Annotated in this window: 10 protein-coding genes and 1 pseudogene; 5 read left to right on the forward strand and 6 right to left on the reverse strand. The window is 39.3% G+C overall.

Features of this window, described 5'->3' with window-relative positions; all coding sequences use genetic code 11:
• Positions 1-8: 8 nt before the first annotated feature.
• Complete coding sequence (locus B1F84_RS00650; RefSeq protein ID WP_131690285.1) at positions 9-2,042, reverse strand: hypothetical protein; 2,034 nt, start codon at positions 2,040-2,042, stop codon at positions 9-11.
• 91 nt (positions 2,043-2,133) lie between these two features.
• Between B1F84_RS00650 and B1F84_RS00655 the strand changes: the two are divergent.
• Positions 2,134-2,622, forward strand: a pseudogene (locus B1F84_RS00655) (DUF808 family protein); the annotation flags it as partial.
• A gap of 21 nt (positions 2,623-2,643) precedes the next feature.
• Here B1F84_RS00655 and B1F84_RS00660 read toward each other — a convergent pair.
• Both B1F84_RS00660 and B1F84_RS00665 read right to left on the reverse strand, forming a co-directional pair.
• Positions 2,644-3,585, reverse strand: a complete 942-nt coding sequence (locus tag B1F84_RS00660) for a tetratricopeptide repeat protein (protein WP_131690286.1) — start codon at positions 3,583-3,585, stop codon at positions 2,644-2,646.
• Between the two features lie 135 nt (positions 3,586-3,720).
• A complete protein-coding gene (locus tag B1F84_RS00665) occupies positions 3,721-5,796 on the reverse strand; it encodes a TonB-dependent receptor (protein WP_131690287.1) in 2,076 nt (691 codons plus the stop codon).
• 193 nt (positions 5,797-5,989) lie between these two features.
• On the opposite strand from B1F84_RS00665, the gene dbpA reads away from it, so the two are divergent.
• Complete coding sequence (dbpA, locus tag B1F84_RS00670) at positions 5,990-7,378, forward strand: ATP-dependent RNA helicase DbpA (protein ID WP_036934556.1); 1,389 nt, start codon at positions 5,990-5,992, stop codon at positions 7,376-7,378.
• Positions 7,379-7,387: 9 nt separating this feature from the next.
• Here the strand turns inward: dbpA and B1F84_RS00675 are convergent, their stop codons facing one another.
• The gene (locus B1F84_RS00675) at positions 7,388-7,969 is read right to left on the reverse strand and encodes a DNA-J related domain-containing protein (RefSeq protein ID WP_008109066.1); all 582 of its coding nucleotides are present in this window, start codon (positions 7,967-7,969) and stop codon (positions 7,388-7,390) included.
• Positions 7,970-8,139: 170 nt separating this feature from the next.
• Between B1F84_RS00675 and B1F84_RS00680 the strand changes: the two genes are divergently transcribed.
• Positions 8,140-10,962, forward strand: a complete 2,823-nt coding sequence (locus tag B1F84_RS00680) for a tetratricopeptide repeat protein (protein ID WP_076919921.1) — start codon at positions 8,140-8,142, stop codon at positions 10,960-10,962.
• A 79-nt stretch (positions 10,963-11,041) separates the two neighbouring features.
• Here the strand turns inward: B1F84_RS00680 and rho are convergent, their stop codons facing one another.
• Positions 11,042-12,301: a transcription termination factor Rho gene (rho, locus tag B1F84_RS00685; protein WP_008109069.1), complete on the reverse strand. Its 1,260-nt coding sequence runs from the start codon at positions 12,299-12,301 to the stop codon at positions 11,042-11,044.
• 184 nt (positions 12,302-12,485) lie between these two features.
• On the reverse strand, positions 12,486-12,812 hold the full coding sequence (trxA, locus tag B1F84_RS00690) for a thioredoxin TrxA (RefSeq protein ID WP_008109071.1): 327 nt from the start codon (positions 12,810-12,812) through the stop codon (positions 12,486-12,488).
• A gap of 91 nt (positions 12,813-12,903) precedes the next feature.
• On the opposite strand from trxA, the gene rhlB reads away from it, so the two are divergent.
• Positions 12,904-14,181 carry an ATP-dependent RNA helicase RhlB gene (gene rhlB, locus B1F84_RS00695; protein ID WP_010392673.1) on the forward strand — a complete coding sequence of 426 codons (1,278 nt, stop codon included), beginning with the start codon at positions 12,904-12,906 and terminating at the stop codon, positions 14,179-14,181.
• Between the two features lie 45 nt (positions 14,182-14,226).
• Positions 14,227-15,720, forward strand: a complete 1,494-nt coding sequence (gene gppA / locus B1F84_RS00700; RefSeq protein WP_076919920.1) for a guanosine-5'-triphosphate,3'-diphosphate diphosphatase — start codon at positions 14,227-14,229, stop codon at positions 15,718-15,720.
• The last annotated feature ends 321 nt before the right edge of the window (positions 15,721-16,041 follow it).

Raw genomic sequence — 16,041 nt, forward strand, 5'->3', positions numbered from 1 at the left:
ACATATCCTTATTGGAATTGTATAATTGGCGGGAGTAGAGGGCGACCATCTTTCATTGCTTTAGACGCCTCAAAATATGCATGTTCTACAATCTCTACCCCTCGGCTATGTTGACTACTGAATTTATTTATCGTGTCTAATGCGATTTGCCTTCTGTCTTCAAGTAAACCACTGAATGTTAGTGGACTTTCAGTTGCAACTTTTTCTAGTTGCATGACTCGATAACATATATTAGGTAGGTGCAAAGCATATACTTCTGCTCTTTCACAGCCTAGGCACATGTCATACTTCTTACATTTATCTGCTATCGGTAGGTTATGGGTAGGTTTTGAATTATCAGTACAATCACAGAGATATACTTCTTTATTTTTAGCAGAACGCTCCTGATCTTCGCGAATAGTTCCTTGGAATTTCATTGCCTTCTGAAGCATATCGGTAGTCAAAGCAACGATAGCTGTGTTTATAACCTGATTACCCATTCCTGTTTTCAAAATGTATGAAAACAAAGTAGTATCGAATTTTTGATGATTTAAAGCTGTTCTCATTTTACTAACTAAGTCATTAGAAGATTCAACATCCTCGACCAGTTGCATAAGAAGGTGACCCGCAAAAGTTTTACGTAGTCTAGTGGTTTGAATCGTAATTAGAGGCTGATCGTCATCGCCCAATATTTCAAATGATGCACAAAACTTGTCATAAAATTTGGTCAGTCCATTAATATTACATGAAAAAAAATTTTCTCTATCAGGCTCATTTACAATGTCATCATAGAGTTTCATGTATTCGAAAATAGGTGAATTGATTGGTATTCTGATTGGTATAGGTTTTTTACCTGTTACCCCTCTACTTTTGTAGCCTACTACGCGGATTTCTTTTTGAGCAGTTGGAGTATCTTCATCAATGCCAAGATTTACATCAAAGTTTTTAAACCAAGCTTGACCATTATAATTGCGCTTAATACTCAGAATTGATTCTTGGTTCTTTCCAGTGGAAATCATTAAGTAAAGGGCAAGCGTGATGGCTAAATGATCTGTTTTAAAATACAAGTAGTTATGATAATTGGGTTTTTCAGCATTTAAATAATAGGCCCATAACTTACGGTGGAGATAATTTGAATATTTTTCAAAAAGCTCTAACCCTCCAACGTCTCTATACGAGTCCGTGCTTACCACTTTACGAATTTTGTGGGTTTGAATTGAGTGGCGTGTTATTTCAATTCCAGCTCGTTGTGCTTTTACTTGAAGCAGATAGTTTAAAAAAAGCTTGTCGTGTCCATCCTTTCCGCTCGTTAGCAATCTTCGCAATACGTGGTTCTTAGCTGAGTAGCTACTGACATAGTTTTCACCAAGAGACTGTTCAGATACTTTTAGCATTTGCTCATAACGTTTCTTCCAAACTTCCAGTTCATAAAAAACGTAAGTCAAAATCTGCATCATGACCCTATCGGAATAATCTTTCTCATCTACTAAACTATCGAAGTCAACACTCTCAATCGGTTGACTTTCTCTACTTGCATAAGTTACTGACGAAAAGTTGAATGTCTTACTGTGGGGATGAAATACTAGTAGTTTTTTAAGAAATTGTTTTCTCGTATATGCAGACACATCATTTGGGGCGCTCAAAACAAAATTGACATAGGTTGAAAATGAAATGTCTTCAAAGGTTGCGGCTCCAGTTTCATTTTGAGCAATGTAATTAAATAGTGACTCGCAAGTAGAGTTGAAGCTTTTTGCACTAACAGGCTTATTAGTATTGAAATACTGAATGATTAAACGACAGAATGTTTTAGCTATTTCAATACCAACGATTTTCTTCCCGTCACTAAGTATCTTGTATGTGCTATCTCTTGTTCCTATATTTATTTTGTCAGTCAGGACATCAGACTCTGAACGCACATATTCAAAGAAAAAGCGAAAATGATTGCATGTATAGTAGCGGTTGTAATCAGGCAGACCATCACCACCTTTAATTTGAAGCTGTGCAATAATAGAATTATTTTGAGCTGAAGTTGCTGTAACCCTGTTAGCCTTTTTCTTTGCCATTAATATACCACTATAAAAAAATCACAATTTAATTATAGGATAAGAAAATAAAGTTTAAAGAAAAAGTGTTCTATTTTTAAACTTTTCGTATTATATTCTTTCCGCCGAAATTATTGTTATTACATTAGGCACGGTCGCAGGGGCGACATTAATAAACCAGGCGCTGGTATTGAGTGTGATTGCCATCATTATGACAATTGGTGTTTATGGACTGGTAGCAGGGATTGTAAAGCTTGATGATGCGGGCTTATATTTACTTAATCAATCTAAACTCTCCGCAAGTAAGTTTAAAGAATTACTCGGTAAAGCCTTATTAGCTGCAGCCCCACGGTTAATGCAGTTTTTAGCCTTTGCGGGCACAGTGGCAATGTTTTTAGTGGGTGGTGGAATTTTAGTACACGCAATTGAGCTTTTGCATCATACCCAAGTGGATGTAACTCATTATGCGCAGTCGGTTGCTGGTAGCACAGGAGAAATACTAGCCCCTTTAGTATTTGACGGACTGTTAGGAATAGGTGCTGGTTTGGTTCTTGTGATTGCGCATGTCGCTTATATTAAGTTATTTAAAGCAAATAAGTAGCGGTGGTAACGCTACTTTACTTTATTCGCACTGAGTTGTTTTGCATAGTTGCTCAAGTTCGTCTTTAGCTTTGCTATTACCTTGAGCAATGGCTTTTTTATACCAATAAATCGCCTGCTGAATGTTCTTTTTTGTACCTTGTCCATCACGATACATTTGAGCAAGATTTAGTTGACCCCATTGTGAGCCTGAGTTTGCTGCCAGCTTAAAGCTTTCAAGCGCTTCGTTATATTGCTTATCTTTATAGTAAATAATCCCTTGCTGATTATTCTCATCGAGCTTTAAGCCTTTATAAAGAGGCTTAGGTTTAGGTGGAAACATTACAAACCCGCCATAAAGCGAATATGCTTGTGGGCGTAGTACGTCAAATATAATGTCATCTTCGTATAAACGTTTTATTTCATTACGAGGCAGAGTAATAGTTTGAGAAGAAAAATAATCTCTTTGTACTAATAAACTTGCACGCATCGCTGCGGTAATGGCGCTACTGCGTTTATAGCTGTAATTACTTACTTGAAACGTTATAAATTGCTCATCAAAGCTTAGCACTTGCGCAACTTTTAAATTAGTGAGTGTCCATGGTTCGTGAGTGAATTTATCGGCTTTAACTAAATAGGTATCATAAGCTTTTGGGGAGGTTAAATAGCTTTGTTTTAGTATTTCAGTGTTGAGATGCTTTTGGTAAAAAAATAACAGCCCCCATAGTAATAAAATTAATCCAACGCAGTATTTTGGTAGGCTAAGCTTTTCAAGCAGAGGTAACGTTTTAATATTGATAGCCTCACTATGTCCGCATTGATAGCACTCGCGTTTATAACTTAACTTTATCGGAAATATAGGAAAAATGGTAAAGCGTAAAAAGCGGCTTTGATTAACTAAGTGATAGCTGTTGCTGTTGCAGCCAGGGCAGCACTGAACGTGTGTAAAATGAGGAAATGACTGGCTAGTATTGAAAAGCAACATAATAAGGCTCCTTGTTAATTTACAACTTTAGAGCAAGTGATAAATTAGTAAAGCAGCAAACTGTAAGTAATTATGTCATAAAGGATTAGTTTATATAGCCCATACTTTTTAATATGGGCTTTATAAAGAATGAGCTTAGAAGCTAAATTGTGCGGCTAAACGCACGCTTGTGCCTTCACCTACGGTAACGTTATTTAAACCGCCACCGGCTAGGTAGTTTTTATCAAATAAGTTCTCAATGTTTAAACGTAAGTTAATATCTTTGTTACTTAAGTTAAGCTTGTAGGTTGCGCCAATATCAACACGCGTATACCCCTCTTTTGTTACGGTGTTAGCGTTATCGGCAAAACGTTCTCCTTCGTAAAACGCACCGGCATTAAAAGCAATAGCGTCGTTGAGTTCATAACGTGTCCATAAAGAGGCAGACCATTTTGGAGCATCAGTAGGGCGTTTGCCTTCTAATTTTTCATCGCGTTCATAGTTAGCATCTAAATACATGGTTGATGCCATAACAAATAAACGGTCAGTAGCGGCACCTTGAGCTGCAAGCTCAAAGCCTTTATGGCGTTGCTCACCTGCCTGTGTGGTGATGCTGGTTATGTCACCGATAGGGTTAATAAGATCTTCGCTCACTAAGGTACCTGTTTTGCTAATATCAAATAAGGCACCGCTAAGCATTAATCGGTCATCAAACAGTTGCCATTTTACCCCAACTTCCTTTTGCTCAGAGGTAATAGCATCGAGCTTCATGCCATTATTAACATCACTTGTATTTACCAATGTTTCGTTTTGTGGCTCAAACCCTTCTGAGTAACTTGCATAAACAGTTGCAGAGGCATGAGGATGGTAAAGTACGCCAACCTTAGGTACGAACGATTCGTTATTGCTGTTTTCTTTACTTTGTTTATCGTAACGACCACCTAGCGATACTTGCCATTCTGGTGAGAATGAAATTAAGTCTTGGATATAAATCCCGTAATAGTCGTAAGCAGACGAGCTAATAGTGTCATCTGACTTGTAACTTATATTAGGGCGATTAGGCTCATTTTGACCGGCAGAAAAATTAATCGTATCAGCAGATGTACGTAATTGGCCGTAGTAATAATCCAGTGAGTTAGCGCCTACAAGTAATTGATGATGCACACCCAAGGTTTCAAATTCGCCAATGAAGTCAATAAAAGCAGTTTTAAACTGCCAATCATCAAAGCGATCGTAAGGACGTGACTGGTAACTATCACCTTCGATAAAGTCACTTGGCTTACGTGGTGCTGACTCAAAGCGCTGACGTTCAAACGTTTGCTCGTTGTAGCCTAAATTTACCTGCCAGTTGTCGGTTAAAAATACCTTAAAATCAATACCCATGTTTTCAACAGTAATATCGGTAAAGGCCCATGACATATCACGAATTGTTTTGTCATCGCCAATAATGTTGGCATCATTATCTATCCAAGCGCCAGTATCTAAGCCAGCTTCGTCATCAGTGCGATCATAATGCACGCGCACTAAGGCGTTATCGCTAATATCGTAATCAACCACTAAGGCACCTAAAAAGCGATCGCGTTCACGGTTATCACCGTTTTGGTATTCTCGCCAGTATTCAACATCTTGTTTTACTAATACACCGCGGGCACGTAGATCTTCAGCCTCGGTAAGTGCGCCGCCAGCATCAAGCATAAAGCGAGTTGAACCATGCTGATCAACATCGGCACTGGCATTAAATAACGTTTGCGCAGTCGGTTTTTTGGTTACCATATTCACTAGGCCGCCAGGCCCTGATTGCCCGTATAAAATACTTGAAGGGCCTTTAATAACTTCTACTTGCTCTAAAATCTCAATGGGTTGCTGGTAATGAGACCAATGCTGGTGGCCATCACGCAGGTAGCCGGTTGATGAACTTAATTCAAAACCACGTAAGTTAAACACTTCTCTGTTTCGTTGTTTAGAGCCCGGCGTTAAACTCGCGTCATTACTTAGCACTTCACCTAAGGTTGTTGCTAGTTGTTCATTAACTATGGTGTCTGTAATAACAGTGACTGACTGTGCGGTATCGAGTAATGAGGTAGAGGTTCTCATTGCACCACTGGCATTATCTACTTTGTAGTCGTTGAAGTAACTGCCTTTAACTTCAATACGTTCTATATTTGCGGTGTTGGCAAGTGCATTTGCAGAGGTGCTGGCTAAAAGTGCGATAAAAAGAGGGTTAAGTTTCATTAGTAGCTTCCGGCTTAGGATTATTAGAATAGTAAAACGTCGCAGATCTTAATGAAAATAACTATCATTTGCAATATCTTTATTTGCGCTTTTAATCGTGCGTTGTTAATGGTTGCCAATTGTTAATTCTGCTATTATTAGCAGCATATTTATTGAGACTTTTCTCAAGTTATTTTTTGCTATGGAATTTACTGTGACTGCAACTGCTTTTTCATCGTTGGCCTTACCTTCAGGGTTAGTCGATAACTTATCGACACTTGGCTACACCCAAATGACGCCTGTACAGGCGCAAAGCCTTCCGCCTGTTTTAAGTGGCAAAGATATTATTGCCCAAGCAAAAACGGGTTCAGGTAAAACAGCGGCATTTAGTTTGGGCGTTTTAGCCAAACTGAATGTAAAACGCTTTCGTATTCAGTCGTTAGTATTGTGCCCAACTCGCGAGCTTGCAGAGCAAGTGGCGGTTGAGATGCGTAAACTAGCGCGCGGTATTCATAACATTAAGATTTTAACTTTGTGTGGCGGAGTTTCAATTGGCCCACAAATTGGCTCGCTCGAACATGGTGCACATATTATTGTGGGTACACCGGGACGAGTTGACGATCATATTCGTAAAGGTACATTGCGTTTAGATGATGTTGAAACCCTGGTACTAGATGAAGCCGATCAAATGCTTGATATGGGCTTTCAAGACACACTTGATGCCATAATTGAGCGCATTCCAACAAATCGTCAAACGTTGTTATTTAGCGCTACTTTTCCAAAATCAATCGAAGCGATTGCTAAGCGTGTACTTAGTAATCCAGAAATGATTAAAGTAGAAGAGCAGCAAGAAAAAAGCACGATTAAGCAATATTTCTACAAAATGGATAATAATAAACAGCGCTATCCAACGCTTAAGCTACTACTTCTTAAATTTACCCCGCAAAGCTGTGTGGTGTTTTGTAATACTAAGGTTGAAACACAGCAAGTATGTGATGACTTAGCTGATGAAGGCTTTAGTGCGGTGGCACTGCATGGTGATTTAGAGCAGCGTGACCGTGAGCGCACATTGATTCATTTTGCCAACAAAAGTGCGTCTATTTTAGTGGCTACTGATGTAGCGGCGCGAGGCTTAGATATTGATGACATGGATATGGTGATTAACTATCACTTAGCTCACGATCCACAAACCCATGTACATCGTGTTGGTCGTACAGGACGAGCAGGTAAAAAAGGGATTGCGTGTTCTATTTACGGTGAAGCAGAGCAATTTAAAGTGGCTCAAATTGGTGACCATTACGAGCGTGACTTTACTCCTGAGCCAATGCCATCATATAACCTATTAGATAAGCCGCCATACAAACCTGAAATGGTGACGCTGATGATAGATGCAGGCAAAAAGCAAAAAGTGCGCGCGGGTGATATCTTAGGCGCACTAACTGGAAAAGACGGTGTTGCTGGGCGCCAAGTTGGCAAAATTAACGTGCTTGATAACGTGGCGTTTGTTGCGGTAGAGCGTAATTCATCTAAGCCAGCGTTACGCAAATTAACCGAAGGCAATATAAAAGGACGTAAAATTCGTGCTCGTCGACTGACACGCTAGTTTTACATTTTAAGATGAGCAACTCGCCTTGAGTTGCTCATACTCTATTTTTAATTGTTTAAACACCTCATTATCACCCCCTTGTTTATCTGGATGATGCTGTACAGCAAGTTGTCGCCAGCGTTTTTGTAATGCCTTTAATGTGACTGGCGGGGTTAATTGCCAACGTGCCAACAATTGTTTTTGTTGCTCATTGTTCAGCGGAATTTCGCGATGGGCAGGCCGACTAAATTGTTGCCAAAAGCTATCTAATAACGCATTGACTTCAGCTGTAGATGTCTCAAAATTTTGCCAGTTTAAGTAATAGTCACGCAGTGGGTCGTTAGGGTGTAGTTGGTTGTAACTGGGATTGTTTACTAGTTCAATATGTAAGCTTTTAACGAGTAATTGCTGTTTTGGCATTAATTGCTGTTGTAGCTGATAAAGCGCATTCATAATTAAAAAATTGCGCTTAAATAGGTCGCGCTCAGGCTCGGTAGCTAACGTATCAAGAAACCCACGTTGTTTTAACTCAGATGCTAAAGTATGAACCATCCACACTTTTTTATTGATTAATAGTTCAAAAATCTCATCTATCAGAGGGTTAAGCATTGTTTACAATCTATTAATTAGTGTATCTTGGATAAATTATCATATACCCAAATAACATGAAACCCCAAGGAGTGGGCGTGAGTGCCTGTTTTGAATTGGTTTAAATTAGATGTTTATACTTGGTTTGGGTGTCATTTTGTTATAGCTAGCAAGGATTTAAGGATATTTTTATGCTGACTCAGTTAAAGCGCATCTGCTTTATTGGCCTTTTGGCTGTTTTAAGTAGTGCACCAAATGACGCTTTATCAAATGAGCAGCCAAGTTTGTTTGAGCAGTTTAACCTTGAACAAACATGGCCTGAAAAGCATCGCCTTGCAACCGATATCTTATCGAACCCTGATGTTCCAAATTTACAACGCATTACTATTTATAGTGATTTAGCTGAGTTGGCGTTTGCGCAGAGTGATTTAGCGAATGCACTCAAATATTTTAAATTGCTAGAGATCAGTAGTACGCTAAAAGATCAGCCTAAGCTTTACTTTCGTGCGATTAAAATGCAAGGAGTTATGCTTTATTATCAAGGGCTAGTGCAACAAGCAGTGGTTGATTATAACCGCGCGTTAAACATCGCTATCACGCTTAAAAACCCGATAAAACAGGCAAATTTACTCAGTAATATTGGGCTTGCTTACTTTGATATGTATAACATGGAGCTGGCTCTTGATTATTATCAGCAAGCCAAAGTCATTTATGAAAAAGAGGGGAGTGCGCAAGATAAAGCCGATATATTACATAATATTGCCGGTATTTATATTCGTCTCTCTCGATATGAATCAGCTCTTGAAATGTACCGTGAGGTTTTAAAAGTTTTTCAAGAACTTGGCGATGAAGATGGTGTTGCCCAAGCATACGGTAATATGGGGGTAGCGTACACAGAATCGAGACAGTACCAATTAGCACTGCATTATAATCAGTTGGCTTTACGTTACTATCAAAGCGTTAATAACGCGTTTCAACTTTCTACCAAACATACAAATTTAGCCACCATCAATCTTAAATTAAATAAATTTGATGTTGCCTTTTATCATGCTAATGCGGGCCAACAATACGCAATAGAAGCGGATAATAAGTCTTTATTAGCGGCAGCGTTACACGTGTTGTCAATTGTTCAATTTGTACAAGGTGATACGCAAAGTGCTAAGCAAACCTCAGAGCGCTCAATTACCCTTGCCAAAGAGTATAATAATGGCATGCGTATTAAAGATGGCTTAGGAATTGAGGCACTGATAAACGCGAGCTTAGGGGATTATGAAAAAGCCTTAAGTTTGCATCAACAGTATGTTGATTATCAACGTAGTGTTAATACCGAAGAAGCCTCAAAAGCGGTTAGTCAATTTCAAATTCAGTTTGAATCAAATCAGCTAAACCAGGAAATTAAGCAATTAAAACAACAACAATACTTACAAGAATTGCAAATAGCTAAGCGTTCACAGCTAACGTTTTTATTGGTGATTGTTGCCATATTGATTTTAATTACGGTAATTGCTGTTTATAAACGCCGCACAGAAAAACAAGCCAAGCTAAAGTTAACTGAGCAAGTTGAACAGCGCACTAAAGAGCTACAAAGTGTGGCACAAGAGCTGCGTGAAGCTAACGAGGTGAAAAGTCAGTTCTTAGCGAATATAAGTCATGAAATTAGAACACCGTTAACTGCGATTTTGGCACAAACTGATGATCTTATCAGTGGTCTATACAAGCCTGAGCAGTTACAAGATGAGCTTAGAGTAATACAGCGTCAAAGTGAGCATTTAAAAAGCTTGATTAATGATGTGTTGGATTTAAGTAAGATCGAAGCCAATCGGTTAGAACTTAATATTAGCTGTTTTGATATCGTGCAACTTATCAACGATATTCACGCTATGTTTTCTCCTCAAACTAAAGCGAAAGGTTTGTCGTTAGTTCTAGAGTGCCAGTTAGATAAATCCTATTTTACACGATTAGATTTAACGCGAGTAAAACAAATTCTTATTAATTTATGTGCCAATGCCATTAAGTTTACTCATAAAGGGCAAGTAACTATTGGTGTTAGTAAAACGGAGCAAGGGTTACTTTTTTCGATTAGAGACACTGGGATTGGCATGAGCTCATCTCAACTTAAACTTATTTTTGAATGTTTTAGCCAAGCCGATAACAGTATTAGTCGACGTTTTGGTGGCACTGGGTTGGGCTTGAGCTTGTCGCAGCAATTAGCGGCGATGATGGGTGGCTACATTAGTGTGCAGAGTGAGTTTAAAAAAGGCAGTGAGTTTTCATTTTATTTGCCCTGTGTACAAGTTGAAGAACAAAAGTGTTACAACGATCAGCAAGCTAAGTCGGGTGACGGGGAGCGGTTATTATCTGGTAAGGTAGTACTTGCTGAGGATCACAGTGATAACCGTAAACTGATCACTCGTTATTTACATTCTCTTGGGCTGGAAGTGATTGCCGTTGAAAACGGTGAGCAAGCAGTAGAACAAAGTTTAAAGCTGTACCCAGATTTAGTGCTGTTAGATATTCAAATGCCGGTTATGGATGGTATTTCAGCGTTTGAACTACTCAAACAATGTGGCTATGAACAACCGATCTTAGCATTGACGGCCAATGCTATGAGCCATGAAATTGATCATTATTTATCGCTTGGCTTTAGTGACTATTTAGCAAAGCCAATTGATAAAGAGTCTTTTTATACTGTACTAGCAAAATACTTAAATGCTGCAAATACTGAGACATCAACTGAAAAAAATCATGTTGATATGAGTGATTTAGTGACGAGCTTTCAACAGAGTTTAGCCGAAGAAAGCGAGCTTGTTGAGCAGCATTTTAAAGATGCAGATTATCAGGCGCTGCAAAAAGATAGTCACCGAGTATTAGGGGCGGCACAAATGTTCGAGTTTAAAGAGATAGCCATAGCTGCGAAAGCGCTAGACGATGAATTGCTTCAGCCACAACTTAATACACAAAAGCTAACTATATTAGTAAATAACTTACAGGCACTGTTTAAACAATACGAATAAATTAATTTACTCTGAAAACAAAAAAGACACCATTTGGTGTCTTTTTTATTTAAAAACGTTTATTTAACCAGTGTTCAGGTTACTGACGTTTCATCGAATCAAAAAACTCATCGTTGGTTTTACTCATCGATAGCTTATCAATTAAAAATTCCATGGCGTCAATTTCTGACATGTCATGGACTATCTTACGTAAAATCCACAGCTTTTGTAGCTCATCAGGCTTAGTAAGTAATTCTTCACGACGTGTACCTGAGCGGTTAAAGTCGATTGCTGGGAAAACACGTCTTTCCGCAATCTTACGGTTAAGGTGAAGTTCCATGTTACCCGTACCTTTAAACTCTTCGTAGATAACTTCATCCATTTTAGAGCCAGTATCAATAAGCGCAGTCGCAATAATTGTTAAGCTACCGCCTTCTTCAACGTTACGTGCAGCACCAAAGAAGCGCTTAGGTTTATGAAGCGCGTTAGCATCAACACCACCGGTTAGTACTTTACCTGATGATGGAATAACCGTGTTATATGCACGTGCTAGACGTGTGATTGAATCAAGTAAAATAACAACGTCTTTCTTGTGCTCAACTAAACGCTTTGCTTTTTCGATAACCATTTCTGCAACTTGTACGTGGCGAGAAGCTGGCTCATCGAATGTTGATGCAATAACTTCGCCTTTTACTAGGCGTTGCATCTCAGTAACTTCTTCCGGGCGTTCATCAATAAGTAAAACCATTAATGTAACGTCAGGATGGTTATGTGTGATTGATTGCGCAATATTTTGTAGCAACATTGTTTTACCCGCTTTTGGCGGTGCTACTAATAAACCACGTTGGCCGCGGCCAATTGGTGATGCTAAATCAAGAACTCGTGCGGTAATATCTTCTTTACTGCCGTTACCACGTTCCATACGAAAACGTTCGTTTGCATGAAGTGGGGTTAGGTTTTCAAAAAGGATTTTAGTGCGAGAGTTTTCAGGTTTATCAAAGTTAACTTCGTTTACTTTCAGTAGAGCAAAGTAACGCTCACCGTCTTTTGGTGGACGAATAAGACCTGAAATAGAGTCGCCAGTACGCATACTAAAGCGGCGAATTTGACTCGGAGATACATAAATATCATCTGGGCCTGCTAAGTAAGAAGCTTCTGATGATCTTAAAAAGCCAAAACCATCTTGCAAGATTTCTAAAACACCACCACCGAAGATATTTTCTCCGCCTTTGGCGTGGGATTTAAGAATAGCAAAAATGATATCTTGCTTTCTCAAGCGGGCTACGTTTTCGAGCCCCATGGACTCAGCTTGGTTTACAAGCTCTTTTATAGACTTGTCTTTTAATTCGCGTAAATGCATATTGGTGGGTTCTTTATTACAGTTGTCATACTCAAAATCGCTTTATTAGATCGTTGAGTGAGGTTTGTTGAATATAACTAAGGATTAGTTGGCTTTATAAACTAGCAGGTCATTACAGCAGCGTCCAGTACTTCTGCAAAATAAATTTAAAAAAAGGGCCGAGAGCCCTTTTTTTAATTAACACTTAGATGTTGTTTTCTAAAAACTCAACTAATTGTGTTTTTGATAGTGCGCCTACTTTAGTGGCAGCTACTTGGCCGTCTTTGAAAAGTAGTAGTGTAGGGATACCACGAATACCAAACTTAGGTGGTGTACCTGCATTTTGGTCAATGTTTAATTTAGTGATCGTTACACGGCCATCAAATTCATCAGCAACTTCGCTTAGAATTGGGGCGATCATTTTACACGGTCCGCACCATTCTGCCCAAAAGTCTACTAGTACAGGTTTGTCTGATTGTAATACGTCAGCTTCAAAGCTATCGTCGGTAATTTGGATTATTTTCTCGCTCATTGCGCTCTCCGGTTTAGTTAGGCGAAATATTTAGTGCGTATTTAAACACTCTTGTTTCTTATTGCAAGTTTAAACGTTATGCTTAAACGCTATGACTAAGACACATTTGACCGATAAAAAGTTTTCAGACTTTGCTATTGCACCGGAAGTGGTTGCCGGGTTAACCGAAAGTGGGTTTGAATATTGCACACCCATTCAAGCTAAATGCCTACCTTTTATTTGTGAAGGACGCGATATTGCGGGCCAAGCACAAACAGGTACAGGCAAAACGTTGGCGTTTTTAACTGCCACGTGCCACCGGTTATTACAATCTAGCAAAGCACCTAGTAAACATCCAAGAGCCCTGATCATGGCCCCGACTCGGGAGCTTGCGATTCAGATACACAAAGATGCAAAAATTTTAGCGCCGCACTGTAATCTTAACTTAGGTTTAGTATATGGTGGCGAAGATTACGAAAAACAACGTGCACAACTAGAAAAAGGCGTTGATATTTTAATTGGCACCACAGGTCGCCTAATCGATTTATATAAGCAAGGCTGTTACACCCTTAATGAAATTGAGGTAGTCGTGCTAGATGAAGCCGATCGTATGTTCGATTTAGGCTTCATTAAAGATATTCGTTATATGTTCCGTCGTATGCCAGATACGTCAGAGCGTTTAAACTTATTATTTTCTGCTACGCTGTCGTACCGAGTACAAGAGCTTGCATTTGAACACATGACTAATCCTGAACATGTGCAAATAGAGCCCGATGTAAAAACAGGTAAACGTATTCAAGAAGAGCTATTTCATCCTTCACAAGAAGATAAAATTAAGCTGTTGTTAACCTTGATTGAAGAAGAATGGCCTGAGAAAGCCATTGTTTTTGCAAATACTAAGCATAGCTGTGAAACCGTATACGCATGGTTAAAAGCAGACGGACATCGCGTGGGCATGCTCACCGGTGATGTTAACCAAAAGAAACGTCAGTCAATACTCGCGCAATTTAGTAAAGGCGAACTAGACTTTTTAGTAGCTACCGATGTTGCTGCACGTGGTTTGCATATTCCAGAAGTAAGTCATGTATTTAATTTTGACTTACCTGATGATTGCGAAGATTACGTTCACCGTATTGGTCGTACAGCTCGTGCAGGCGCTTCAGGTCATGCAATTAGTTTTGCGTGTGAGCAGTATGCTTATAACCTTCATGAAATTGAAGAATACATTGAGCACAGCATTCCACTATCGCATTACGATAAGAGTGCATTGCTAGATGACTTAACTAAGCCGACTATTCATAGAAAGCGTAATTTTTCCACTGGTCCACGTAATCGTAGTAATAACAACGGACGTCGCCCAAATAATGGTTACCAAAAAGGACGGTCTTAACCGACCGTTAGTTTGATCGTATTTGTAACTAGAGGTTTTTGAACGGTGGGGCAACTTAAACCGCAAAAAAATGTATATGCAGTCATTGATTTAGGCTCAAATAGCTTTCATATGCTTATTGCTAAATCAATGGCGGGCGGCCTGCAAACAATAGGGCGCGTCAAACGTAAAGTAAGACTCGCAGCTGGGCTTGATGATAATAATTTATTGAGCTTAGAGGCTATGCAACGAGGCTGGGAGTGTTTAGCCTTGTTTGCGGAGCGGTTGCAAGATATTCCCACGCAAAACATCACCATTGTTGCCACTGCAACACTTCGCTTAGCAACCAACGCCGACGACTTTAAACTACGAGCTGAAGAAATATTAGGGCATAAAGTTAATGTTATTAGTGGCGAGCTAGAAGCGCGAACTATTTATAAAGGGGTTGCGCATACCTCTTCATGTACTGGCAAACAGCTGGTTATTGATATTGGTGGGGCGAGTACCGAGGTTGTTATTGGCCAAGGTTTTGAAGCACGTCACTATAAAAGTCTCAATATCGGCTGTGTGACCTTCCTCGAACGCTACTTTAAAGATTGTCAGTTAAATGAAGCAAACTTTAATGCTGCGATAAAAGCAGCGCGAAATGTTATTGATGAAATAGCACCTGAATATAAAACGGCTGGTTGGCAGCTTGCTTCTGGTGCATCAGGAACAGTGCAAGCTATTCAAGAAATTATGGTGGCGCAACATTTAAATGAAATGCTCACCCTTGAAAAGCTATACAGCATCAAACAACAATCCATAGCTTATAAAACAATAGCTGAACTCGACTTGCCTGGGTTAAGTGAAGAGCGACGGTTAGTGTTTGTATCTGGGCTGGCTATTTTAATTGCACTATTTGAGTCTCTTGAAATAGAACAAATGGGGTTAGCGGGCGGTGCTCTTCGTGAAGGTGTTTTATATAGCATGCTACCGGAGCTTCATAATACCGACATTCGTCAACGTACTATTGATGGTTTTATGAATCGTTATCATGTTGATCAAAAGCAAGCATCTCGAGTAGCAAGTTTAGCATTACTGCTAGCTAATGAAGTCAGTCAGTATTGGTCTATTGAAGCGCAAAGTGGATTGCCGCTTTTAAATGCCGTCGCGCAGCTGCATGAAATAGGTTTATTAATAGAGTATAAGCAGTACCATAAACATACCGCTTATATTTTAGAAAATACCGACATGCCTGGTTTTTCGCAATCAGAGCATAAAGTAATTGTTGCTATAGCACATAGCCATCGCTCAGACCTTCAAAAAGGATGCTTAGATCATTTAGGTGCACATAGTAGTGTTGCTGCGTATATTGTTCGACTATTACGTATTGCTGTTATTTTATCGATGCGCCGACAAGATGACGTGTTGCCAAACTTCAAGATAACAGCTGAGAATGAAGAGTTAGCGATTCAATTTGAAAATAATTGGTTAAAAAACCACCCGTTGATGGCAAGTGAGCTAAATCAAGAGATTAAGTATCAGAAAAAATGCGGTTGGAAACTTAAAGTTAGCTAGTTAAACCTACTTTTGCGCAGTTTTTAGTGGTTAAAATGAGCGTTTAGTCTAAATATCCAACGAACAGTCATTTATTTCAAGTTTTCTGCAAAAAAGGGTTGATCTGTTTTCGGATCTCCCTATAATGCGACCCCACTGAGACGGCAGAGCGCAACGCATAGCGAGGCACGAGCTACTCAGTGAGTTGAGTAAAACTTAGTTCTGAAAACTTTCAAGTTTAACAAAATTAAGTGTTGACAAAAAAATAGGAAAGCGTAACATGCGCAGCCCTAGCGAGATAAAGTTTAACGCTTTAATCGCAACGTTCTTTAACAATATAAA

Origin of the sequence: Pseudoalteromonas sp. DL-6 (assembly GCF_004328665.1) — a bacterium.
In the GTDB taxonomy this organism is placed as follows: domain Bacteria; phylum Pseudomonadota; class Gammaproteobacteria; order Enterobacterales; family Alteromonadaceae; genus Pseudoalteromonas.